Genomic DNA, 23555 nt, shown 5'->3' with positions numbered 1-23555 from the left:
TTCGCCGTTTTTCCGCGAGGCCGCTGATGGGCGCGCGTTTTCAACGGACGATGATGAAGGCGCTTGGGGCCACCGATCACGTCATGACCGTGATCTCGGCAACCAACCTCACGCTCGGCTTTCGCCGCATCCGCTTCTCCGCCCCGACCATGATCGACGGGCGAGAGACGCCGACAGCAAGCTATGTCCGCCTTTGGGCGCCTGACCCCGAGGATCCGGCCAAGGTGCACCAGCGCGGCTATACGCTGGTCGATCCCGATGCTGCGACGGGCGAAGTGAGTTTCGACTTCGTGCTGCATGAGCCGATGGGGCCGGCCTCCGCCTGGGCAGCAGCGGCCAAGCCCGGCGATACGATCAACGCCTCCTACTACATGTTCCAGAAATTCGAGCCGCCGGAAAATCCGGAAGGTTACCTGCTGATGGGCGATCCGGCGGCCATCCCGGCCATCAACGGCATTCTTTCCGTGCTGCCGTCGGAAGTGGCCGTTATTGTCATCCTTCAGGCCCAGCTGCCCGGCGACCGCGATATCCCCGTGACATTCCATCCGGGCGCGCAGGTGTTCTGGACAGGGGACGGCACCGGCGCGCTCGCCGCGGCCGTTCCTGCACGGGACTGGTCGAACTGGTATGCGTGGGTCGCCGCCGAGCACGCCGCGATCAAGGAGCTGCGCGCGACGCTCAACCGCGTGCACGGCTTTCCGCTCGCCGATATCAGGCATACCGCCTACTGGATGCGCGGGAAGGCAATGCGCCTGCGCAAGGAGACCGGCAGAGACGAAACCGAAACGACAGCTCCGGTCACCGCACCCGCCCTGCCGCAGCCTGCCGAGACCCTGCAGAAGACGCCACCACGCTGGCGTTCGCAAGGCGGACAGGAACTGCTCGCCTCGTTGCGCTGGAAGCTGCGCGCCGCCGGCGTGCTGCAGGCCGTCATTTCACTCATGCAGCTTGCGCCGCTGGTGCTGCTCGCCGAGCTCGGGCGCCGATTGCTGGCAGGTGAGGCGAATTCGGAAACGCTGACGCCGCTGATCTTTTGGACGCTTGGCCTTTTCGGCGGCGCCGCATTGCTCTCGACCGTGCTGATGGTCTGGCTGCATGCGGTGGACGCCCGCTTCGGCCACGACCTGCGCCGGTCGGTCGTCGCCAAGCTCGCCCGTCTGCCGCTCGGCTGGTTTACCGATCGCAATGCCGCCAGCGTGCATCAGGCGGTGCAGGAGGATGCCGGACGATTGCACTATATGGTGACCCATGCCGTGCCCGACGTCGTCGCGGGGATCGTCACGCCGCTCGCCGTTATCACCTATCTCTTCACGGTGGACGCGGCGCTCGCCGGCTTGCTCTTCCTTCCGCTCCTGGCGTTTGTCGGTCTCTTCGCTCACATGATGCGCGGCGTCGCGGACAAGCTGGTGGAATATGCGGACTGGACGAAGCGCGCTAATGCCGCGGCCAGTGCCTTTATCGAGGCCCTGCCTGTCGTGCGCGTCTTCGGCGGAAACGCAGACGCGGTGCGCAAAGTGCTGAATGGCCAGGCGGCCTTCCTCAATGGCTGGCAGCGCCCGATGGCCGGACGCAAGGTCGCCGCGCAACTCGCCATCCAACCACCGGCCTTCCTCCTCCTCATAACGGCCGCCGGGTGCTGGCGCATCCTTTCCGGAGCCATGCTACCAGCCGATCTCCTGCCCTTCCTCTTTCTCGGCACGGCCTTCGGCACGCAGATCACCGCCGTCATGTACGGCTTCGTGCCGATGCGCGAGGCCAGGCAAGCCGCAAACCGCATCGGAACATTGCTCGAGGCGCCGGAACTCGACCGTAGCCGTTCGCTTCGCGCGCTCTCGCCCGGCTCGCTCGGTCTGCGCTTCCAGAAGGTCGGCTTCGGCTATCGTCCGCGCAAGCCGGTGCTTCAGGATATCGACCTCATCCTGGCGCCCGGCACACTGACGGCTCTGGTTGGCCCTAGCGGAGCCGGCAAATCCACCCTCGCCGGCCTGCCGGGCCGCTTCCACGACGTGACGGAAGGTGCAATCCGGCTAGTTGCCGGAGAAACGGAAATCGACATCCGCGATATCAATCCGCAGGTTCTCCAGCGCACCGTCGGCTTTGTCTTCCAGGATGTGCGCCTCATCAAGGGAACGCTGCGTGAGAACATCGCGCTTTCGCGTCCGGACGCGAGCCAGGCCGAAATCGAAGCAGCCGCCTGCGCCGCCCACATCCACCAGCGCATCACCGAGGCACCGAGAGGCTACGACAGCATCGTCGGCGAGGATATCCAGCTCTCCGGCGGCGAGGCGCAGCGCCTTTCCATCGCCCGCGCGCTCATCGCCGATCCTCCGATCCTCGTGCTCGACGAGGCGACAGCCTTCGCCGATCCCGAATCCGAACATCTCGTACAACAGGCACTCGGCGCGCTTATCGGCAAGCGCACGGTGCTCGTCGTGGCGCACCGGCTTCACACCGTGGTGCACGCTGATCGTATCGCCGTCATGGATCGCGGACGCATTGTCCAGCAAGGCACCCATGCGGCACTGATGGCCGAGCCCGGCCTCTATCGCGACCTCTGGCAGGCCGGCGAAAGGAAAACATCGTGATCGTCTCCGCTCTGCTGCCGCCGGAAGCTCGTCCGCGCTTGACGCCCTTTGCGGTCTTCGTCGTCGTGGCAGCCGTCTTGCGCGCGACATCCGCTCTTTCGCTCGTTCCCTTGCTCGGCGCGTTGTTTTCACGGGAACCGCAAGGTGCCGTTCCGTGGCTCGGATTGCTCGCGGCAAGCGTCGCCGCAGGCTGGATGCTGGAGCGGTTTCTGGTGATCCGCGCCTTCGACCTTGGCTTTGCCATGATGACATCGATGAACAAGCGCCTCGTCGATCATCTCCTCGCCTTGCCGATCGGCTGGTTTGCGGCGGAACAGCAGGCGCTCGCGAAACGGGCCTTGGCAGGTGCCGTACCGGAACTCTTCGCCAGCTCGGTCAATCTGGCGACGCAGGCCTCCATCGCCTTAACGCTGCCATTCACCCTTGCCATCGGCCTTCTTTTCGTCGCTTGGCCTCTCGGCGTGGCAGCCCTGGCCGCCGCTCCTTTGCTGCTGGGCGCCCTGCTCCTAGGCGGGCGGCTGATGCGCAAGGCCGAGGCGGATTTCGCTGCCGCCTCAAGCGAGGCCGCCGCTCGCACGGAGGAGTTTGCCCGCAGCCAGCTCCTGCTCCGCGCGGCCGGCCGCACGGATGCGGAAGGCACGCCGCTCGGAGCAGCCCTCGATGCCCAGAAATCCAAAGGGCTGCGCGTTCTCTGGTTCACACTGCCCGGCACGTTGCTCTTTTCGCTTGCCATGCAGGTGAGCCTTGTCGCCATGGTGACCGTCCTCGCCCTTCTCTATATCGATGGCGCTATGGATGCCGCGCGCACGGTCGCGCTGATCGTCGTCGTGCTCCGCTTTCTTGAACCACTGAACACGCTATCGGAACTCTTCCCCGCGCTCGAATCAACTCGCGCCGCTGCCGGACGAACGCTTGCACTTCTCGATGTCCCTGCCCAGCCGGTTCCTAAGCAGGACAGCAGGCCCGGCACCCCGGACGTCCAATTTCTCAACGTGCATTTCAACGCGAATGGAACCCCGATCCTCAACGGCGTCACCTTCACGGTCCCCGCCGGCAAGACGACCGCGCTGGTCGGGCCATCGGGGTCCGGCAAGAGCACGATCCTCTCGCTGATCGCCCGTCTGCACGACGTATCCGAGGGTGAAATTCGCGTGGCAGGTCGTGATGTGCGTGCCTACACGCCTGCGACGCTGATGAATCAACTCTCGATCGTCTTCCAGAATGTTCAGCTCTTCGAAGGTGGCATTGCGGAGAATATCCGCCTTGCCCGGCCAGACGCCAGCGAAGCGGAATGGTACGAGGCCGCAGCCGCAGCGCAGGTCGATGAGATCGCGGAGCGCCTCGGGGGCTGGGAGTCGCCGGTCGGCGAAGGGGGCAACAATCTCTCCGGAGGCGAGCGCCAACGCGTCAGCATCGCCCGTGCTCTGCTCAAGAACGCGCCAATCCTTTTGCTTGACGAGGCGACGAGCGGCCTCGATACGCTCAACGAAGTCGCCGTCGCCACCGCCCTCGCCCGCTTCGGCCACCATACCACTCTCGTCGTCGCGCATCGCATCGAAACGATCGCAAGGGCCGATCATATTCTCTTCGTAGAAGGCGGCCGTATCGTCGAAGCCGGTAAGCGCGATGATCTGATCGCCGCCGAAGGCCGCTTCGCCACCTATTGGAACAGCCGGCGACAGGCGAAAGACTGGGCGCTCGTGTGAAAGTGTCAGTCTATCGCGGAACGGCAATGGGCAGTCCCGGGGCTAGAACAACCTCAGAGTTTGATGCGCACACTTCCGGTGATATTGCGGCGCCTTCCGTAATAGGAGCCTTCGCCCGTGCGGCACGCTAACGGTGCTGTCCTCGTCACCTAGGAGGGACCCTATGTAACGGGCACCCGCGCCCGCGCTGAAACCGGCAAGGCGGCTGGCGTAGGGGGAAGGCCATTGTCGAAGAGATAGCCGGCGCCGGCCTGATTGACCCCATCGAGATTCCAGCGATTGTAGTCGAGACCGACAAGCAACTTGTTTTCGACGATGCCGGCCGACGCGTCATATTGCAACTGATTGTCGATGGTGAACAAGCTGGCTGTCTCATCGACAGTATGGGCTGTACGGGCAATCGTTTTCCCATCAGGGCGAATGGCGCCGTCACCGGCATAGTCGCCGAAATAGATCTGGCGATCGTCGGTCACCTGACGGGCACAACCGGCATGCTTTCCAAATGCTGGGCGCGTGCCCGACCAAAGGTTTCAGTGGCACGCAAGCGGGTTTTCGATAAATAACTTGACTATTATACTCATATATTGTGATCGTTCCGACGACGAAGCGCGTCTCCGGGTAAACGACAGGCCTCAGGATGCGTAAACCCTCCTTCGGAGTACATCGTGGAAATCATCCGCGCCTGCGGCCTCAACATTTTTCTGGAGACTGCAGCCGTCCAACGCAACATGGTCTGGGAGAGCGTAACTCCGCCCGGCCACTGGATCGGCACACTGCTCAAAGGCAGCCTAGCGGTGGAGCAGACCGGGCTCGGCGAGCATCTCTGGCAGAGTGGAGGGGGCACGATCTTTTCCGCCAGTGAGCCCGTTCATACGCGTCATGTCGTGCTGCGCGACGGCAGCGTCGCGGCGGTATTCGTGCAGATCGAGGCCGACATGGCGGAACCGCTGGTTGGCGGCGACACCTTGTCCCTCATCGCACGCAAGACGCCCGATCCCCGGTTCGCCCTGCCGGACGCCGCCCGGACGATCGCATGGCAGATGCTCGGCTGCCCGCTACAGGGTACTGCACGACGCCTCTACATGACCGGCAAGGCGATGGAGATGGTGGCGCATATCCTCGATAACGCGACCGCGCCTGATCATGACGAGACGCCTGCTGGCTGGTCAGCGCGCGATGTCGCCCGTCTGCATGAAGCGCGTAGCATCCTGTTGGCAGAACTTGTGCATCCACCCAGCGTGCCAGAACTTGCCCGCCGGGTGGGCACCAACGCAAAGAAGCTCGGCGCAGGCTTTCAGTCCCTGTTCGGCGCCACCGTTTACGGTTTCGTCAAGACAAGCAGGCTCGATACGGCGCGCCTGCTGCTGGAGGGCGGTGAGACATCGATCGCCCATGTCGCGCGGCAAGTCGGCTATCAGCCGCAGCATTTTGCCACCGAATTTCGCCGCCGTTTTGGCGTTGCGCCTACGATGATCGCCGGCAAGGCGCGCTAGAGCGAGTTGCTTTTCATCAAGCTTCGGAGCCCGCTATCTCTCTGTTTTCACAAACTCCACGCAAAAAGCCGCTTGGCGCTTTTTACCGATCGGCTCCAGGGCCTGGCAGGAAGTCCGGTTCCCGAACACCTTTGCCGCAATCCCGAACACCGCTCCGATTGTGCTCGTGGCGGAGCGCATGCGAAGACCCAAACAAAGCTGAGGGATTTCGTCATGAATAAAAACCGCCACACCGCCTTGTGCACCGCCACTCTTCTCGCCACCGCCGGATTCGTGCTGTTCGATGCCGCCGGGCTCGCGGCACAAGAGCAGGAACAGGCTGCAGACACCGCCAATGAAGCGACGGTGCTGGAACAGATCGTCGTGACGGCCCGCCGACGCGAAGAAAAGATCCAGAATGCACCAGTGGCTGTTACGGCCATTCCCGCCGAAGACCTGCGCAAGGGCCGGACGGACACGATGGAGGACGCCGCCTTCAGAGCGCCGAACGTGCTCTTCAACGGCCAGGGCGGCCCGGTCAGCATTCGCGGTGTCACGTCGCTCGGCATTTCCGGCGGCGTGGACCGCCAGCCAGCTGTCGGCATGTTCCTCGACGACATCTATCTCGCCCGTCCCATCGGCTACCCGCTCGTCCTCGAAGACCTGGAACGGGTCGAAATCGTCCGCGGCTCGCAGGCGACGCTCTATGGCAAGAATACGATCGGCGGCGCGGTCAACCTCATTTCCCGCGAACCTGGCGAAACCACAGGCGGCGAATTTTCGGCAACCATCGGCACAAATCTCGACAGCCGGTTCAAGGCGGCCTTTGAGACGCCGATCGAGGGGACCGACTGGGCCGTGCGCGCCTCTACCGCGTGGAGCGGCAACCGCGGCTATATCGAAAACCTCGTCAACGGCGAGGATGTGAGCGACAGCGATCTTCTGTCTGGTCGCATCGTGGCCACCGGCGAGGTGGGCGACGGGACACGGGTCAAGATCATTGGCGACGTCACGCGTGACCATGGTGATGGTGGACTCTGGTATGCTCCGCTGCCACTCGCCTTCGACCATAAGGCAACTCACGATTTCGAGCCGGACAACAAGGTGGACAGCGCCGGCCTCTCCGCGCGGATCGATCACGATTTCGAAACGGTAAGACTGACCTCCATCACCGCTTTCCGCGGACATGACATGAGCAGCTACCTTGATGGCGACTTCACAGCCACGCCCTTTATCGGCCAGGGACAGGAGGAGAGGCAACGCCAGTTCAGCCAGGAACTGCGCCTGTCTTCGTTCGACGACGACGTTTTCCGCTGGAGCGGCGGCCTCTTCTACATGCACGAGCGCTTCGAGGGTACGCAGTTCTTCGACCTCGTCTCCTTCCCGCAGAGCCTGTGGAGCCGCGACGTCTTCGAGCAGTCGGCCGATACCTTCTCCGTCTTCGGCGAGGCAAGCTACTTCGTAACGCCCGAATGGGAGCTTTCGGCCGGCGGTCGCTACACCTATGACCGCAAGTCCACGACGAGCGAAATCTCCTCGCCAAGCGGCAGCTTCATGTTCGGCACGCCCGGCCGGGCGGAAGGGGATGTTTCCTTCTCCAACTTCTCGCCGGAAGCAGCCCTCACCTATCATGTGTCGGAAGGCAATCTCGTCTACGGCAAGATCAGCCGCGGCTACAAGTCGGGCGGCATCAGCCCCTATATCGAGGCAGATGGTTCGGCCAACCGTTATGATCCGGAAATCACCACCTCTTACGAACTGGGAGCAAAGACGACGTCGGACGATGGTCGTTTCACGCTCTCGACCTCGCTGTTCTACATCGATTGGAGAGATCAGCAGGCGGTCATCTATACCACGCCGTTCACGCGCGTTTACCGTAACGCCGCCGCCGCGACGTCGAAGGGGTTCGAAATAGAGGCAACGGCGCAGCTGACAGAGGAAATCGGCCTGCGCGCCGCCTACGGCTATACGCATGGCCGGTACGACGACTTCGTCGATACGGTTATGGGAGCCGTCTATACCGGCAACGACCTGCCTTTCGCACCCCGCCATAGTTTCAGCACTGGGGTGAACATCACCCGCGAGCTCGACATGGGAACAACGCTTAAGGCCGGCATCGATTACACATTCCGCAGCTCCTACGCTTTCACGTCCGACAACAAGTACCGGCAGGACCCGACCCACCTGTTGGACGCGCATGTCGGCATAGAGAAGAACGGCTGGAGCGGCACGCTATGGGCCAAGAACCTGACCGACGAACGCTACCTGAAGAACTACTTCAACTATAGCGGCACGGATATGGGCGTCGCCGCCGCCGGCCGCACGATCGGCTTCACGCTCGCAAAGGTGTGGTAATGCGCGGAAACAATCAGGCCATCTCCCTCGCCCTCCCCGACAGCGCCTCAACGGCATCCGCCAAAGCCGGAGATCTTCGCTTCTTCCTGCTGATCGGAGCCCTGTACTTCACGCAAGGGCTTCCGATGGGCCTGTCCATGGAAGCCGTGCCGGTCATGATGCGCCAGAGCGGCGTCTCCATGGACATCATCGCTCTGGTGCCGCTCGCCGGACTGCCCTGGATCATCAAATTCCTGTGGGCGCCGATGGTCGACAACCGCTGGAAGCCCGGTCTTGGCCGGCGCAAGAGTTGGATCGTGCCGATGCAGACCATCCTCACCGCCTGCCTCATCCTGCTTGCTTTCGTCTCGCTCGAAGGCACCGGCCTCTGGATCGCGGTTGCCGCACTCGTCATCGGCACGATTGCTAGCGCCACGCAGGACACGGCGACGGACGGCCTCGCGGCCGAGCAGCTTGCCGGGCGCGGGCTCGCCTACGCAAATGCCTTGCAGGTCGGCGGCATGATGGCCGGCTTCATGATTGGCGGCGGCGGCGTGCTTATGGTCGCCGATACTCTCGGCCAGCAGGGTATCTTCCTGCTGCTCGCCCTCGTTCCGCTGCTGACAATCGGCCTCACGCTTTCCTGGCGTGAGCCCTCGCGCCCTGAGAAGGCTCAGCAGAGCCAAAAGGCGCGGCTTGCCAACACATTCCGCCGCCCGGGCGTGTTCCTGCTGCTGATTCTCGCTTTCATCTATGGTGGCGCACATGCCGGCGGCCTGAGCGTCAGCAAGATCTTTCTCGTGGATCTCGGCTGGTCCAATCAGCAGACCGGCCTCATCGCAACCGTAAGCGGCCTTGTCATGCTCGCGCTCGGATGCCCGCTTGGTAGTGTCCTGACGGCGCGCAATCGCTGGATCGCTATGGGCGTGGGCATGGCACTCGCTGCCGTTTCGTTCGCGTTATGGGCACTGATCGCCGGCGGCGTCCTGCCTGCGAGCTGGCCGATCGTCCTTGCAGCGATCAGTGTACTTTCGGTGGCCAGCGGATTCATCGCCGTCGCGGCGGCGACAATCATCATGGCCTTCGGTGGCGCGGGCGAGCAGGCGGGTACCGACGTAACCGTCCTCCAGAGCGCCAACGTGTTCGGCGAGATGGCAATTGCCGGCCTGGTCGTCTGGTTTGCCGGCCGCACCGGCTATGCCGTCACCTTCGCCGGTGCGGCGGCCACGCTCGTCCTCGCTCTCCTCTTCGTCTCGCGCGCCGCCCGCGCCCTTCTCGTGACCCGATAAACGAGGCTCCTCCATGCTCTCTCTCTCGTCCACCATGGTCGATCGCATCGCGCGACGACCGGGCGGCCTCCTCGGCTACCTGCTCTATCGTTTTCCCATCGGCCATAAGCCCGGGTTCGATCTGGCACTGAACCATCTGCCACCGGAAAAGGACGATCTCGTTCTGGAGGTCGGATGTGGCGGCGGCGTCTTCCTGCGCCGGCTTCTCAAAAGCGGCTGTCGTGCCATCGCCATCGATCACAGCGCGGACATGATTGCCAATTCCGCCAAACTGAATGCCCTTCCCATTGCAAAGGGTCGACTGGAACTCCATCAGGCGGACGCCGCAACCCTACCCGTCGCAGACGGCATGGTGGACAAGGCCTATTGCCTCAATGCCTTCTTCTTCTTTCCGCAGCCTGCCGAGAGCCTCAAGGAGATGGCGCGGGCGCTGAAACCCGAAGGCCGGCTGGCCCTGATCACATCCCCACCGGCCTTTCGCCCACAGATCGAGAGGTTTTCCCGCAACATGGCCGACAACATGCGGTTCGACACGCCGGAAACACTCGCCCGATGGGCAGGGGAAGCCGGCCTGACGCCGATCGAAACACGTGAGGTTGCCAATGCCGGCTATCTCTTTGTCGCCCGCAAGGAGAAGACACTGTGAGCGACGAAAGCATCATCGATGCGCCGGGCTTCCGCGGTCGCATTACCGGAAAACTAGGTGACATGCTCGTCATCGACGCCGATGTCGCGGCGGATATCCCCGCCCATGCCGGAGAGGCGGAAGAGTTCGCCATCGTCGTCTCCGGACGGTTCGAACTGATCATGAACGGCACGACACGAACCTGCCTGCCCGGTGATCACCTTGTCGTCGGCGCCGGTGTCGAGCACGCCATTCACGTTATCGAACCCGGCCGGCTCGTTCTGATCGGGAAGATGTAAATCAGAAAACATCGCCATTCGAGCCGACGGGCGTGGGCCATTTCCACGGCCTTCGGCCTTGCGAATATTGGTGGCGGGGATGTCTACGACCGGCGTTCGTACGTCAACCGGGGTCGGGCTGCGGTGGATTTGGACCTTTCTTCTCGAACACGACAGCTTCGCTGAAGGTGATGCGCTTCAGCGCAATAAGGTCCGGCTCCATGTTGATGGACAGCAGGCACACCAAGCGGGTCAATTCCTTGTAATCCCAAGGAAACCACCATCGCCCCGCTCGGCGTGAACTGCGTGCTCAATTGCCCTAATAGTGGACTGACAACGAATCGATTCGCGTCGCCTTCGGCGGCGCAAACTTCGTCAGATCTATCCCGACGACCGCAGTGCGATATTCGTCGAGACTGGGGGTCCGACCGAGGATTGCCGACAGGACCACGACCGGCGTCGAGGCCAGAAGCGATTCACCCTTCTTTTCGGCAGTGTCCTCCACAACGCGCCCCTGGAATAGGCGCGTGGACGTCGCCAGGACGGTATCGCCCTTTTCGGCCTTCTCCTGGTTGCCCATGCACAGATTGCAGCCGGGACGCTCGAGATAGAGAATGTTCTCGTACTCGGTGCGGTTGCTTGTCTTGGGCTTCAGGTCATCGAACTCGAAGCCCGAATACTTCTGCAGGATCTCCCAATCCCCCTCGGCCTTCAACTCATCGATAATATTATAAGTCGGAGCAGCGACGACCAGCGGCGCCCTGAACTCGACCTTCCCTTCGGCTTTTTCGATGTTCTTCAGCATCTGGGCAACGATCTTCATGTCGCCCTTATGCACCATGCATGAACCGACGAAGCCAAGATCGACCTTCTTGGCGCCGCCGTAATACGAAACCGGACGGATCGTATCGTGCGTATAGCGCCGGGACACATCTGCATTGTTGACATCCGGGTCGGCGATCATTGGTTCATCGATCACGTCAAGATCAACGACGACTTCGGCAAAATACTTCGCGTTTTCATCCGGGGCGAGCGCCGGCTTTTCACCCGAGCGTATCTCGGCAATGCGCTGATCCGCTTTGGCGATGAGGCCCTTGAGCGTCTCGGCGGCATTGTCCATGCCCTTGTCGATCATGATCTGGATGCGTGACTTGGCGATCTCAAGCGAACTGATCAGCGTGTCGTCCTGCGAGATACAGATCGAGGCCTTGGCCTTCATCTCGGCCGTCCAGTCGGTGAAGGTGAAGGCCTGGTCGGCGAGCAGCGTGCCGATATGCACTTCGATGATGCGGCCCTGGAAGACGTTGTCGCCGTGCTGCTTGAGCATCTGTGCCTGGGTGGCATGCACCACGTCACGGAAGTCCATGTAAGGCTGCATCGTACCCTTGAAGGTCACCTTGACCGACTGCGGGATCGGCATCGTCGCCTCACCGGTGGCCAGCGCAAGCGCTACCGTGCCGGAGTCTGCGCCGAAGGCCACGCCCTTCGACATCCGGGTATGGCTGTCGCCGCCGATGATGATCGCCCAGTCATCCACGGTTATATCGTTCAGGACCTTGTGGATCACGTCCGTCATCGAGTGATAGGCGCCCTTAGGGTCGCGCGCGGTGATCACGCCGAAGTTGTTCATGAAGGACATGAGTTTGGGGATGTTCGCCTGGGCCTTCTTATCCCAGACGGACGCCGTGTGGCAGCCCGACTGATAGGCACCGTCGACAAGCGGCGAAATGACGGTCGCGGCCATCGCCTCGAGTTCCTGCGCGGTCATCAGACCGGTCGTGTCCTGCGAACCGACGATGTTGACCTTCACCCGGACGTCGGAGCCGGCATGCAGCACCTTGCCCGGGGTCACGCCGACGGCGTTGCGGTTGAAGATCTTCTCGACAGCGGTCAGGCCCTGACCTTCGATCGCAATTTCCTTGTTCGGCGCAAAGACCGGCGTCGGCTCGACGCCGAGGGTCTGAGCGGCGAAGGTCTGGAGCTTCTTGCCGAAGACAATGGCATAGGAACTGCCAGCCTTCATGAACTCCATCTTCTGCGGCGTGAAGGCCGCGGCCACATCGACCAATTCCTGGCCGTTGTCGTCGCGCAGCTTCTTGTTCTTCACATCGATCTTCAGGACCGTACCAGTCTCGACCGAAAACTTCTGCTCGAGCACCGGATTGCCGTCATTGTTAAGGACCGGCTTGCCGTCTTCGCCGGTCTTCTTGACCCAGTTTTTCAGGTTGATACCGATACCGCCGGTCACATCGACCGTGGTCGCGAAGATCGGCGAGATGCCGTTGGTACCCGCGACGACGGGTGCATAGTTGACGAAGGGTACGTAGGGGCTGGCCTGCTTGCCAGTCCATAGCGCAACGTTGTTCACGCCCGACATGCGGGAGGAGCCCACACCCATCGTGCCCTTCTCGGCGATCATCATCACGCGCTTGTCGGGATGCTGCTTCTGGAGCGCGACGATTTCCGCCTGTGCTTCCGGCGTGATCATGCACTGGCCGTGCAACTGGCGGTCAGAGCGCGAATGCGCCTGGTTGCCGGGAGACAGAAGGTCCGTCGAGATGTCGCCTTCCGCGGCGATGAAGGTCACGATCTTGATTTCGTCCTCGACATCCGGAAGCTTGGTGAAGAACTCGGCCTTGGCGTAGCTTTCGAGAACGCCCTTAGCGACGGCGTTGCCAGCCCTGAAGGCGTCGCGTAACCGGAACATGTCGGCGTCGTAGAGGAAGACTTGGGTTTTCAGCACTTCACCGGCCTCTCCGGCGATCCCGGCATCCTCGCCAAGCGCGATGTCGAGCAACACGTCGACCGAAGGCCCACCCTTCATGTGTGACAGCAGCTCGAGAGCAAGTTGGGGGGTGATCTCCGGGACGACCGTTTCGCTGCGAATGATCTTCTTCAGGAATGCGGCCTTGGCGCCCGCCGCGCTCGTTGTGCCCGGCAACGTATTGTAGATGAAGAATTTCAGGGCATCCGCCCGATACTCGCTACCCGTATCCTCAATCAGCGCGATGATCTCGGCGGTCAACGCACCCTCGTCGATCGGCTTCGGATCAAGCCCTTGCGTTTCTCTGCTTTTGATTTCGGCCAGGTAATCCAGGTAAAGGTTCATCGTCATCCCAACGTCTTGAAGTGTGTGGCGCCTCGGCGTTAACCGGCGCAGCTTCTCATAAGCATCGAGTACGTGAGCCAACGCCACCTGGCAAGATATCGTATTACCGTAAAAAACTGGTATTCTTCATTCAGGTTTAAGCCGTTAAAATGGCTACATGCCAGCGTGTCGGATAGGAATTATGGAATTCAGCGATTTCACCCCTCTCGGCTTTTCCGATCTGACCAGTGAGGAGGCGTTTGTCGTATCAGTTTTTCGCCACTGGCAGTCCAGTGGAAGCAATTGCCGAGAGGCTGAGAGCAGCCTAACCGACCTTTTGAAAAACGATCGGTTGCATCATGGCCTCGAAGTGCTGTTCGACATCTTCGAGACTCTTCCTGAACGACACAGGCGCAGAGCGAAAAACGACAGTTCCGTGTTGGCTCCCGTCGAGGAAGTGTTGCTCACCGAAATCGGCGCATTCGATACGACACCTAAGCAATGTGTTAAAGCGTTTCAGCTGATTTTGGACGAAGCAGGTACAACGGTTCGTCCTGCGTCGGAGATTTCTCGGTCTGGTCACGACCACCTTGTGGAAATGATCGAGCGAAAAGCAGCAAAGGTATTCGACGTTCTTTATCCTGATTTTTGGGGAACCCTCGGGCACCAGAACCAATAGGCTGGGAAGCGGTTCACACGCGTTGAAAAGGGTACTACCGGTCAGGTATAGCGTAGCGATTCAACATGCCAATAAGCAACGCACCCGTCTTGTCGGAACGGTCACAGTTCAAACCGACTCCTTCGCGCGCCAGTGAGTGAGTTTTTAGCATGCTTAGACGAACGCGCCTTTTGGTAATCAGCTTTCTCGTACTCGCTTCGATTACGCTCGGTGGGCTCCTTTTATCGAGGCTCTTGATAGTCTCTGAAGAACAACGCGAGAAAATTGTTAATGCGCTCAACACGACCACCAAAGGCTGCGGTGATGAATACAGTTTGAGGGTAGCCGTACTGGTTTTGAGAGATAAAAACCTCAACCAATACATCAGGAGATGCCACATAAGCGTCGATCAAATTAGATCGCAGGCTGATGTCGTAATGACCAACCCTGACGTATTTATATTCAGACCAGCCTTCTCCGAGGCGTATTACGCAATTCATCAAAATTATTTTGAAACATTGTGCGCCGATCCAACAGTTTACTGCAGATTAAAAACACTATTATCAGATACGTTTTACGATGCTCGGCTGCGAACATCGGGTGTTTCCACTTATCCATCAATAACCAAAAGTTACGGCAATAGCTTCTAAGGAGCAATCATGGGAGTTGTTACGGACGAGCGTTCGTGGGTTTCTGCCCATGGCTTCCAGGTTCGATACCATTTGTCGCTTGTCTATCGCTCTTCATGGGATGCCCTTCTGGCGAAGCGTCCCGGTGTTCCTTAATTTCTCAAGGTCTCTTCCGAAGGAAAAGCATCACCGCCGCCATTCGTGATTTCTTGACCGCGGATAAGGCTTTGCTGTTGCTCATCGATACCGTGAGCGCGCGGACTGCATAGCCGGTTGGCGCGGAGTGTTGACGATGCCTGCCGCCTGAGCCCTCCAAGCAGCATTTTGGGATCCGATCCGACAAGAAACCTTAGGCTTAGCCACAGTGCATTATCGCATGACTTTGTCGCGCAAAGCTTCCGCGATCACCGAAAACGCCGGCCGGCTTTGTCGGCGGCTTGGATAGTACAGGTAGTAGCCCGCAAACTTAGGGGTCCAGTCGTCGAGGATGAGCTGCAGGCGTCGGTCGGCAATATGCTTTTCGACGTAGCTCTCGGGCACGAAGGTGATGCCGTATCCTTGCAGCGCTGCATCGACCATTTCGCGATCTGTATTGAAGGTGAGCTGGCCTTCCACCCTAATCCGCACCTCCTCCTTGTCCTTTTCGAACTCCCAGGCGTAGAGGCCGCCGACGCGATCGAGCCTGCGGTTAATGCAGTTGTGCTGCATGAGGTCCTGCGGCATCGTCGGAACGGACCGGGCTTTGAAATAATCCGGCGACCCCACGCAGACCAAACGCCAATCCGGCCCGATCCGCACCGCTACCATGTCCTTCTCCACGCTTTCACCCAGGCGCACGCCCGCGTCAAAGCCGTCCTCGACAATGTTGCGGAAGACATTGTCGACGCTGAGCTCCAGCTTGATGTCCGGGTAGTCCCCGATAATGGGAGCGAGCTTCGGCCACACGACGCTTTCCATCGCGTGGCTCGGCAAGGTGATCCTGACCGTACCGGCGGGTTTGTCGCGATAGGCCATCAACGCCTCGATCTCGGCTTCGATCTCAGAGATGCGCGGCGCGAGCGACTGGTGCAGGCGTGCTCCGGCTTCGGTTGTTGCGACGCTTCGTGTCGTGCGCGTCAGGAGCCGCAACCCCATCCGCGCTTCGAGCTCCTTCACCCCGTAGCTGAGCGTCGATTGCGCGATGCCGAGCTTGGCCGCAGCCTTCGTGAAACTCTTCTCCTCAGCAACCGCCAAAAAAAGCAGAAGCTCGTTGAAATTCTCGCGGGCCATGATGAACACTCCGGCTGATCATCTGCTATAATTGATAGCCGATTTCGATAAGTCCATGCAAATTGCGCCGACTAATCCGCAAGATGAGCCGGTGCTATCTCTCTTCTGGAAGAATGAGGCGGACCTCTCACCCGGATAGGAGATCACAATGCTCGGCACAGTCCTTCGCGCCCCCGGCGATATTCGTTGCGAGGAGGTTGCGGACCCCAGGATCCTCAAGCCCACCGATGCGATCATAAAGCTCTCGGCATCCTGCGTCTGCGGTTCGGACCTCTGGCCCTATCGCGGGCTGCAGCCGGTGAATGAACCGCAACACATGGGTCATGAATATTGCGGCGTGGTCGTGGAGGTTGGGAGCGCGGTCAAAACCATCCGTCCAGGCCAATTCGTCGTCGGCTCGTTCTGCCTGTCCGACAACACTTGCCCCCACTGCCGTTCCGGCTTCCAGAGCTCCTGCGAGCACCGAGAATTCATGTCCGGCGCGCAGGCGCCCTATGCCCGGGTGGCGCTTGCCGACGGCACGCTCGTCGCCACCGACACCATGCCCTCCGACGACCTGATCCCGAGCCTGCTCGCGGCTTCAGACGTTCTCGGCACGGGCTGGTACGCGGCCGATGCGGCACGCGTGACGCCGGGCTGCACGGCGGTCGTGGTGGGCGACGGCGCCGTTGGTCTCATGGGTGTCCTCGCCGCCAAACAACTCGGCGCCGGCCGTATCATCGCGATGAGCCGCCACAAGCAGCGCCAAGAGCTCGCGCTCGAATACGGAGCAACCGATATCGTCATCGAGCGTGGTGACGAAGGCGTGGCCAAGATCAGGGAATTGACGAGCGGCATCGGCGCGGATTCGGTGCTGGAATGCGTCGGCACGCAGGAATCGATGATGCAGGCGATCAATGCGTGCCGCCCCGGCGGCTCCATAGGTTTTGTCGGCGTTCCCCATGGCGTGAGCCTCGACGGGCAGATGCTGTTCTTCCAGCAGAAGAACCTCCTGGGCGGCCCGGCGCCGGTCCGGCGCTTCCTGCCGCATCTGATCGACCTCGTGATGACCCGCAAGATCAATCCCGGAAAGGTGTTCGATCTCGAAGTGCCGCTTGCCGACGTCGCCCATGGCTACCGGGCGATGGACGAGCGTTCCGCGATCAAGACGCTTCTGCGGATGTGACGCCGAGTATCTGGATTACACCAAGGATCACGACGATGAAGACGAGACATATCGCGCTGGCGACGGCGCTCTGCTTGGCATGCCTGGGATTCGCCGGCTTGCTTCAGACACAGGCGCAGGAGAGCCCCTTGAACACCGAACTGCGCAAACCGATCGGCAGCAGCATAAACCTGCGGATCGACGGAACCACCTTCCGTGTCGATCTCTATGAAAACCCGACCGCCAGAGATCTGCTCGCCAAGCTACCGATGACGCTGAAAGCGAACGACTATCCCGGCTATGACGAGAAAGTGGTCCGGCTTCAGATTCCCCTTTCCATGGAAGGCGCGCCTCCCGGCGACGAACCGCTGATCCCGGAGGTCGGCTACTACGAGCCCGGCAACTGGATCGCCCTCTACTACGGCCCGATCGGTTATTGGCCCGGCAAGGTGCCGCTCGGGAAGATCAAAGCCAGTGTCGAGGAGCTGCGCGCCATTCCCGATGGAGCCCCTATGACGATCGAAGCCCTCAAGTGACGTCCCGCCGCCAAGGTGGGGATTACCGGACAAGACTGAACAGCCTTTTTGAAGCAGAATTTTGATGGACACGACATTCAACGCGCAATCACGAACCGAAACCACGCCCTGGAGCGCGGTCATCTGCATGATGCTCACCTCCTTCGTGCTTGTCGCCTCGGAGTTCATGCCCGTAAGCCTGCTGACCCCGATTGCCGACGAGCTTGCGATCACCGCCGGCCAGGCAGGTCAGGCGATCTCGGTCTCGGGTTTCTTCGCGGTCATCACCGCTCTGTTGAGCAACGTCGTGCTCGGCCGGTTCGACAGGCGCATGGTCGTCCTTGCCTATACCGCTGTGCTGATCGCTTCGGGTCTCATGGTCACGTTTGCCCCAAACTACCTCTTGTTCATGGTCGGCCGCGCGCTCATCGGCGTATCCATCGGCGGCTACTGGTCCCTATCAACTGCTATCGTCGCCCGCCTCGCCTCCGGCCCGGACGTCCCGAAGGCGCTGGCCATGCTGCAAGGCGGCAGCGCGCTGGCCGCCGTCATCGCAGCGCCGCTGGGGAGCTTCCTCGGAGGCCTGATCGGCTGGCGCGGCGCGTTCTTCGTCGTCGTGCCGGTCGGCGTGGCCGCCTTTCTCTGGCAGGTCGTCGCCCTCCCCCGCATGCCTGGAGGCAGCAGAGGTTCGCTCGCACGCACGTTCAGCCTCATGGGCAACCGCACCTTCGCTCTAGGAATGATGGCGATGATCCTGTTCTTCGTGGGACAGTTTGCCCTCTCGACCTATCTTCGGCCATTCCTGGAAGACATCACCCATCTCGGCGTCAACGCACTTTCGCTCGTCCTTCTCGGGATCGGGCTTGCTGGCCTTGTCGGCACCTGGTTTATCCCGTCCATTCTGCGCTCCCACATGGCGCATATCATGATCGGGTTTCCGGCGATTCTGGCACTCGTCGCCCTGGCGCTCTTCGGACTTGGCCCCTTCGCGCTTGCCACAACTGGGCTGCTTCTCTTATGGGGGCTCCTCACGACGCCCGTGCCGGCAGCCTGGACAACCTGGATGACCCGGGTCATTCCCAATCGCCTTGAAGAAGGCGGCGCCTGGTTTGTCGCGCTCATCCAGTTCGCCATTACGTCGGGAGCATTCGCCGGCGGCCTGCTGTTCGACCGTGTCGGTTGGTGGAGTCCGTTTGTGCTGACGGCCGTGGCCATGCTGGGGGCAGCATTGATAGCAGTCATCTTGACTCTCGCTACCAGCGATCAAAACAGGGGTTCTCAGATCGTTTAGCTCTTGAGCGGAATCGAACCAACGACCGGTGCAATGGGCTGCAGTGAGCGGCAATTGCCTCCTCCGCCTTAGGTTAACTGCAGAAGGCGACGGAAAGCGTCAGCTATCAGCGCCAGCCGCTCATCATGCCGCACGAGGTCACACAAACCATGCGCAAAGACGAGCACATCATCATCCAGGGCCACCCTCACCTGCGCTACGGCCGCGCTGTCTACTCCGGCGCAAGGACATGGCAGCGCGGGCTCAACAGAACCGCTTCGCCGATCAAGACATAATCGCGAGCGCCCTCAGCGAAGAGCCATCGGTCCGCACGCGCCGGCTGGCCAACTGGTCGACCTTGACACGGTGGCGCGGCTTGTAAGGCGCCTTTGCCTCCCCTGCCCGGATATCCGCCTTTCGTCTTGCCGCTCGCGCCGTGCCGCGGACGCGGCGTCGCAAGAGTGCCAAGGCGGTTAGCGGCGACGTGCTCACCCAATTGCTGGTGACCCGCGCCTTCGGTAGCCTGCGCGACCGGGCGCTGCTGATGGCCGCCTTTGCCTCGGGCGGCCGCCGGCGCAGAGATTGCGGTCCGTCGTCCTCACGTCGCCGGCTCGTCCTTCTTCTGGACAACCACGCTGAGCAGCGCAAGCATTCCAGAACCGACCATCAGGAAGAACGAAACCGCATTGAGGACCGGGGTCGATCCGACCTTCACCATTCGATCGTACATGGTAATGGTCAGCGGTGCATCGGAACCGACGAGCATCAGCGTCGTGTTGAAATTCTCGAAGGAGACGAGAAACGCGACGACGAAGGCCGAGAACAATGCAGGCATCAGATAGGGCAGCGTCACCGTCATCAGGACCCGCAGGCGCGTTGCGCCGAGGTTAAGCGCTGCCTCCTCCAAGGAAATATCGAATTTCCGAAGGCGCGCAGCGATCACCAGCGACGTGATGGTCGTCAGGAACGAAAACTGGCCGAGGATGACGAGGAAGAGGCCGGGCCGCAGGAAATCCCATTCGATGCCGAAGGTCTCCTCCAGGCCATTTGCGATCATGCTGGCGAAGACGAGGATCGAGATGCCGAGGATAACGCCAGGAATGACCAGCGGCACGATCATCAGGATGTAGAAGACGTTCTTGCCCGGGAACTGCTTGCGCTCGAACAGGAAGGCGTTGCAGGTGCCGGCCGCGACGGCGAGCGCCGAGACGAGCACCCCGATATAAAGCGAGTTTTCGAGGCCGCGCAGCAGACGACGATCATGAAACATGCCGATCTTCGGTTCGGTGCTGCTGAAGAACCAATCCAGCGTGAACCCATTCCACGGCAATGCGGGAAACATGGAATCGTTGAAGGCGAACATGCCGGCCGCAAAAAGCGGTGCCGCCAGATAGGCGAGGAAGGCCAGCATATAGCCGCGATAGAGCCATTGAAGGAAGGGCGATTGTGGGGCCGCGACGTTCATGGGTCAGTCCTTTGCGACGGTAGAGGCCAAGCTCTGGCCGGTCAGCCGCAGGCCGAGCCAGACGACGAACGATGTGAAGACGAGCAGGAGGACACCGAAGGTCGCACCGGATTCCCAGTTGTAGCGCGTCACGAACTGCTCGTAGATCTGCTCGGTGAACCACATGCTGTTCTTGCCCCCGAGCAGGATGGGTGTCAGGTAGCTGCCAGCCGTCAGCATGAACACGATGATACAGCCGGCGACGATGCCCGGCATCGCGTATGGCACGACGATGCGGCGGAAGACGGTTAAGCGGCTGCCGCCGAGATTGTAACCCGCCTCGATCAGCGAGTTATCCATTCCGTCGAGTGTCGAGACGAGCGGTACGATCATGAAGAGCACAACGGTATAAACGAGCCCCATGACGACGGTCGCGTCGTTGTAGAGAAGCTCGACCGGCCCGCTGACCAGGCCGATCTTCTGGAGAAGACTGGAGACAAGTCCCGTCTCACGCAGGATGACGATCCAGCCGAAGGCGCGCACAAGGTCGCTCACCCAGAGCGGGATGAGGCACATCAGGAAAAGCGCGGCACGCGATCGGCGCTGGGCGATCTTGGCGATATAGTAGGCGACCGGAAAGCCGACGGCGAGCGCCATGGCGGTCACCAGGATCGACATCCAGGCGGTCCGCAAAAGCGTATTCCAATAGATCGGCTCGGACAGGAAGGCGACATAGTTCGAAAAGCCGAACGTATACTCGCCCGGCCCCACCTTCTCGCGCAAGGAGATGTAGCCGATGCCGAGCTGCGGCAGGATGATCAGGAGTGCGATCCAGAGCGCGAAGGGCGCGAAGAGAAGGATGAAGGAGAGTTTGCCGACGTCGGTGCGCGCCATCGTCCCTACCTCGCAGTGGTGAAGGCGCGACCGTGGAGCTGGCTCCAGCATATCTGGACCTTCTCGCCGGGTGAGACTGTTACTGATCCGTCCATGACTGCCTGGCCGACCTCCACGAGGTGTCCGTTGTCCATGCGAACGAGGATGCGGCTGCTTGCGCCATTGAACAGCAGACTTTCGACTGTGCCGCCCAAGACCTCGTCACGGCCGCCACCGATCGAGATCGCCTCGGGGCGCACGAAGACCTCTACGGATCCGCCGGCCGCGATCCTGTTGTCGCCGGCAAGCGCGGTCACTTCGCCACCGCCGTCGATTGCGACGCGGACCTTACCCTCGGACAACGAGACTACGCGCCCGGACCAGCGGTTGCTGTCGCCGACAAAGCCTGCAACGAAGCCGGTCTTCGGATTGTTGTAGAGTTCCTGCGGCGAGCCGATCTGCTCGAACTGGCCGGCATTCATCACGGCGACATTGTCGGACATGAGGAGGGCCTCCGACTGGTCATGCGTGATGTAGAGGAAGGTCGTCTCGAACTGGTGCTGGAGTTGCTTCAGCTCGATCTTCATACGCTCGCGCAGTTTCAGGTCCAGGGCACCGAGAGGCTCGTCGAGCAGCAGGACGTCTGGTTCGAGAACCATGCAGCGGGCGATCGCGATGCGCTGCTTCTGGCCACCGGAAAGCTGAGAGACCTGCTTGTGCTCAGTCCCGGGGAGGCCAACCCGATCGAGGACCCGCGCCACTTTGCCGCCGATATCCGCCTTGTTTTCGCCGCGGCAACGCAGGCCATAGGCAATGTTCTCGCCGACATTCATCATGGGGAAGAGCGCCAGATGCTGGAACACCATTTTCACTGGGCGTTTGTTCGGCGGTGTCGAGAGGACCGATTTTCCCTTGATGCGGATATCTCCGCTCGACGGCGCCTCGAAGCCTGCGATCATCCGCATCAGCGTGGTCTTGCCGCAACCTGAAGGTCCGAGGATAGAGAAGAAGGAACCGCGCGGGACGTTGAAGGACACGCTGTTGACGGCGGTGTAGGCGCCGAAGCGCTTTACCAGGCTTTCGCATTGAAGATCGTGCATGGTGGGCTCATAGGTCGCGGGCCGCCGGGCGGCCATTTCGAAAGCGGCCGGCCAAGGAAGACCCTCGGCCGGCTGGTCGTTGCCGTGAGAGGCGATCAGTTCGACGTCGCGGCCTTGATGCGCTCGAGCGCCTTGCCTTCCATGTCCTCAAGGCCAGCCGGAATGTTGGCGAAGAACTTGAGGTTGGCGAGATCCTTGTCGTCGAAGGCGGCCTTTACCGCTGCCTTCTTGTCGTCGGGCAGGAGATCGATGCCGTTCTTGACGGCCGCGATTGCACCTGTCGAATCCGACATCAGCTTCACGATCTCCGGCTTCATGACGAAGTTGATCCACTTATACGCGGCTTCGTCGGCCTCACTCTTGCGCGGGAGGACGAAGGTGTCGATCCAGGCAAGCGCACCGGTTTCCGGTGGTACATAGACGAGGTTCTTGTTCTGGCCGTAAAGCTTGAAAGCGGTGGAATCCCAGGCTTCCGAGACGACAACTTCACCCGACAAAAGAAGTGTCGAGAGATCGTCCCCGCCGTTCCAGTAGGTCTTCACATTGTCCTTGCAGGCGATCAACGTGTCCGTGACCTCATCGAGCATCTTCTGGTAGGCAGCCTTGTCGGCATAGAGCGCGAACGGATCCTTCCCAAGCCCGAAGGCCGTACCGAGCAGGATCGTCCGGCGCAGGCGCATTGAGGTGCGCCCCTTGTATTCCGGATTGCAGAGGTCGCCCCAACCCTTGACGTTCGGTGCTTTCGAGATGTCGGCGACGATCCCGGACGTACCCCACTGGTGCGGCACGGCATAGAGCTCGCCATCGATGGTCGCATTGGCCTTCACGCCCTCAAGCAGGTTGGCATCGAGGCTTGCCGCGCCGACCTTGGAAAGATCCAGCGGCTTGTAGATGTTATACTCCTTCTGGGCCGCGAAGATGCGGTCATGGCTCGGCTGTGCGAGGTCGTAGCCGGCGCCGCCGGTCGCGCGGAGCTTGGCAATCATTTCTTCGTTGTTGGAGAGCGTCACCTCGACGGTGATATCGGGGTTCGCCTCCTCGAAGAGCTTGATGACATTATCAGGCGCATAGCCGCCCCAGGTGAGCAGGCGCAGCGTTTCGGCGTTGGCGTCAGTATTCGCAACGAACAGGGCAAGCGCCGTCGTCGCGGCAAGCGCGAATTTCGATTTCATGATGTTCTCCTCTTTCGTTTGGCCGTTATAGTCGCCGTTTTTCCGGCGTTTTCTCCTCAAAGGACCAATCCGTTCCCAACGGTTGGGTCCCGCTCCCGATTTTC

Annotated in this window: 19 protein-coding genes and 2 pseudogenes; 13 read left to right on the top strand and 8 right to left on the bottom strand. The window is 61.1% G+C overall.

Annotated features, from left to right (window positions below; translation table 11 throughout):
- Window positions 1–26 precede the first annotated feature (26 nt).
- Together MUU55_RS25465 and MUU55_RS29350 are read left to right on the top strand one after the other, a co-directional pair.
- A complete protein-coding gene (locus tag MUU55_RS25465; RefSeq protein WP_244763588.1) occupies window positions 27–2585 on the top strand; it encodes an ABC transporter ATP-binding protein/permease in 2559 nt (852 codons plus the stop codon).
- Entirely contained in the window at window positions 2582–4291 is a 1710-nt protein-coding gene (locus tag MUU55_RS29350) for an ABC transporter ATP-binding protein (protein ID WP_244763587.1), read from the top strand. The genes MUU55_RS25465 and MUU55_RS29350 overlap by 4 nt, the downstream gene beginning before the upstream one ends.
- Before the next feature lie 161 nt (window positions 4292–4452).
- Here MUU55_RS29350 and MUU55_RS25455 read toward each other — a convergent pair whose 3' ends face one another.
- Entirely contained in the window at window positions 4453–4764 is a 312-nt protein-coding gene (locus MUU55_RS25455) for a hypothetical protein (RefSeq protein WP_244763586.1), read from the bottom strand.
- Window positions 4765–4956: 192 nt separating this feature from the next.
- Here MUU55_RS25455 and MUU55_RS29345 point away from each other — a divergent pair, with 192 nt between their 5' ends.
- The 5 genes from MUU55_RS29345 to MUU55_RS25430 all read left to right on the top strand — a co-directional run bounded on the left by MUU55_RS29345 (window position 4957) and on the right by MUU55_RS25430 (window position 10310).
- Window positions 4957–5784, top strand: a complete 828-nt coding sequence (locus MUU55_RS29345; protein WP_244763585.1) for a helix-turn-helix transcriptional regulator — start codon at window positions 4957–4959, stop codon at window positions 5782–5784.
- A gap of 213 nt (window positions 5785–5997) precedes the next feature.
- Window positions 5998–8118, top strand: coding sequence for a TonB-dependent receptor (locus MUU55_RS25445; RefSeq protein ID WP_244763584.1), 2121 nt, complete (start codon window positions 5998–6000; stop codon window positions 8116–8118).
- Window positions 8118–9386, top strand: a complete 1269-nt coding sequence (locus tag MUU55_RS25440; protein ID WP_244763583.1) for an MFS transporter — start codon at window positions 8118–8120, stop codon at window positions 9384–9386. The genes MUU55_RS25445 and MUU55_RS25440 overlap by 1 nt, the downstream gene beginning before the upstream one ends.
- 13 nt (window positions 9387–9399) lie before the next feature.
- Complete coding sequence (locus tag MUU55_RS25435) at window positions 9400–10032, top strand: class I SAM-dependent methyltransferase (RefSeq protein ID WP_244763582.1); 633 nt, start codon at window positions 9400–9402, stop codon at window positions 10030–10032.
- Window positions 10029–10310: a cupin domain-containing protein gene (locus MUU55_RS25430; RefSeq protein ID WP_244763581.1), complete on the top strand. Its 282-nt coding sequence runs from the start codon at window positions 10029–10031 to the stop codon at window positions 10308–10310. Before MUU55_RS25435 ends, MUU55_RS25430 begins: the two co-directional genes overlap by 4 nt.
- A 103-nt stretch (window positions 10311–10413) precedes the next feature.
- Here the strand turns inward: MUU55_RS25430 and MUU55_RS29200 are convergent, their stop codons facing one another.
- Both MUU55_RS29200 and MUU55_RS25425 read right to left on the bottom strand, forming a co-directional pair.
- A complete protein-coding gene (locus MUU55_RS29200; RefSeq protein ID WP_280519121.1) occupies window positions 10414–10545 on the bottom strand; it encodes a hypothetical protein in 132 nt (43 codons plus the stop codon).
- Between the two features lie 63 nt (window positions 10546–10608).
- Complete coding sequence (locus MUU55_RS25425; RefSeq protein ID WP_244763725.1) at window positions 10609–13398, bottom strand: bifunctional aconitate hydratase 2/2-methylisocitrate dehydratase; 2790 nt, start codon at window positions 13396–13398, stop codon at window positions 10609–10611.
- Window positions 13399–13579: 181 nt separating this feature from the next.
- Between MUU55_RS25425 and MUU55_RS25420 the strand changes: the two genes are divergently transcribed.
- Window positions 13580–14056 carry a hypothetical protein gene (locus tag MUU55_RS25420; protein ID WP_244763580.1) on the top strand — a complete coding sequence of 159 codons (477 nt, stop codon included), beginning with the start codon at window positions 13580–13582 and terminating at the stop codon, window positions 14054–14056.
- A gap of 977 nt (window positions 14057–15033) precedes the next feature.
- On the opposite strand, the gene MUU55_RS25415 is transcribed toward MUU55_RS25420, so the two are convergent.
- Window positions 15034–15933 (bottom strand): LysR family transcriptional regulator, encoded by a 900-nt coding sequence (locus MUU55_RS25415; protein WP_244763579.1) that lies wholly within the window; start codon window positions 15931–15933, stop codon window positions 15034–15036.
- A gap of 148 nt (window positions 15934–16081) precedes the next feature.
- Between MUU55_RS25415 and MUU55_RS25410 the strand changes: the two genes are divergently transcribed.
- The 5 genes and pseudogenes from MUU55_RS25410 to MUU55_RS25390 form a co-directional block, all read left to right on the top strand.
- Window positions 16082–17098 carry a zinc-dependent alcohol dehydrogenase family protein gene (locus MUU55_RS25410; RefSeq protein ID WP_244763578.1) on the top strand — a complete coding sequence of 339 codons (1017 nt, stop codon included), beginning with the start codon at window positions 16082–16084 and terminating at the stop codon, window positions 17096–17098.
- Window positions 17099–17226: 128 nt separating this feature from the next.
- Entirely contained in the window at window positions 17227–17613 is a 387-nt protein-coding gene (locus MUU55_RS25405; RefSeq protein WP_244763577.1) for a cyclophilin-like fold protein, read from the top strand.
- Window positions 17614–17677: 64 nt separating this feature from the next.
- On the top strand, window positions 17678–18883 hold the full coding sequence (locus tag MUU55_RS25400; protein ID WP_244763576.1) for an MFS transporter: 1206 nt from the start codon (window positions 17678–17680) through the stop codon (window positions 18881–18883).
- 83 nt (window positions 18884–18966) lie between these two features.
- Window positions 18967–19142, top strand: a pseudogene (locus tag MUU55_RS25395) (type IV secretory system conjugative DNA transfer family protein); the annotation flags it as partial.
- A gap of 39 nt (window positions 19143–19181) precedes the next feature.
- Window positions 19182–19445: pseudogene (locus tag MUU55_RS25390) on the top strand (integrase); the annotation flags it as partial.
- Between the two features lie 15 nt (window positions 19446–19460).
- Here MUU55_RS25390 and MUU55_RS25385 read toward each other — a convergent pair.
- The 4 genes from MUU55_RS25385 to MUU55_RS25370 all read right to left on the bottom strand — a co-directional run bounded on the left by MUU55_RS25385 (window position 19461) and on the right by MUU55_RS25370 (window position 23451).
- On the bottom strand, window positions 19461–20327 hold the full coding sequence (locus MUU55_RS25385) for an ABC transporter permease (RefSeq protein WP_244763575.1): 867 nt from the start codon (window positions 20325–20327) through the stop codon (window positions 19461–19463).
- Between the two features lie 3 nt (window positions 20328–20330).
- Window positions 20331–21200, bottom strand: coding sequence for an ABC transporter permease (locus MUU55_RS25380; RefSeq protein ID WP_244763574.1), 870 nt, complete (start codon window positions 21198–21200; stop codon window positions 20331–20333).
- A 5-nt stretch (window positions 21201–21205) separates the two neighbouring features.
- Complete coding sequence (locus MUU55_RS25375) at window positions 21206–22279, bottom strand: ABC transporter ATP-binding protein (protein ID WP_244763573.1); 1074 nt, start codon at window positions 22277–22279, stop codon at window positions 21206–21208.
- A 95-nt stretch (window positions 22280–22374) separates the two neighbouring features.
- The gene (locus tag MUU55_RS25370; RefSeq protein WP_244763572.1) at window positions 22375–23451 is read right to left on the bottom strand and encodes an extracellular solute-binding protein; all 1077 of its coding nucleotides are present in this window, start codon (window positions 23449–23451) and stop codon (window positions 22375–22377) included.
- Window positions 23452–23555: the final 104 nt, after the last annotated feature.

The organism is Shinella curvata (assembly GCF_022899935.1).
Lineage (GTDB): Bacteria > Pseudomonadota > Alphaproteobacteria > Rhizobiales > Rhizobiaceae > Shinella > Shinella curvata.
Note: the sequence above shows the minus strand (reverse complement) of the source record. Positions and strands in the feature narration are given on the sequence as shown.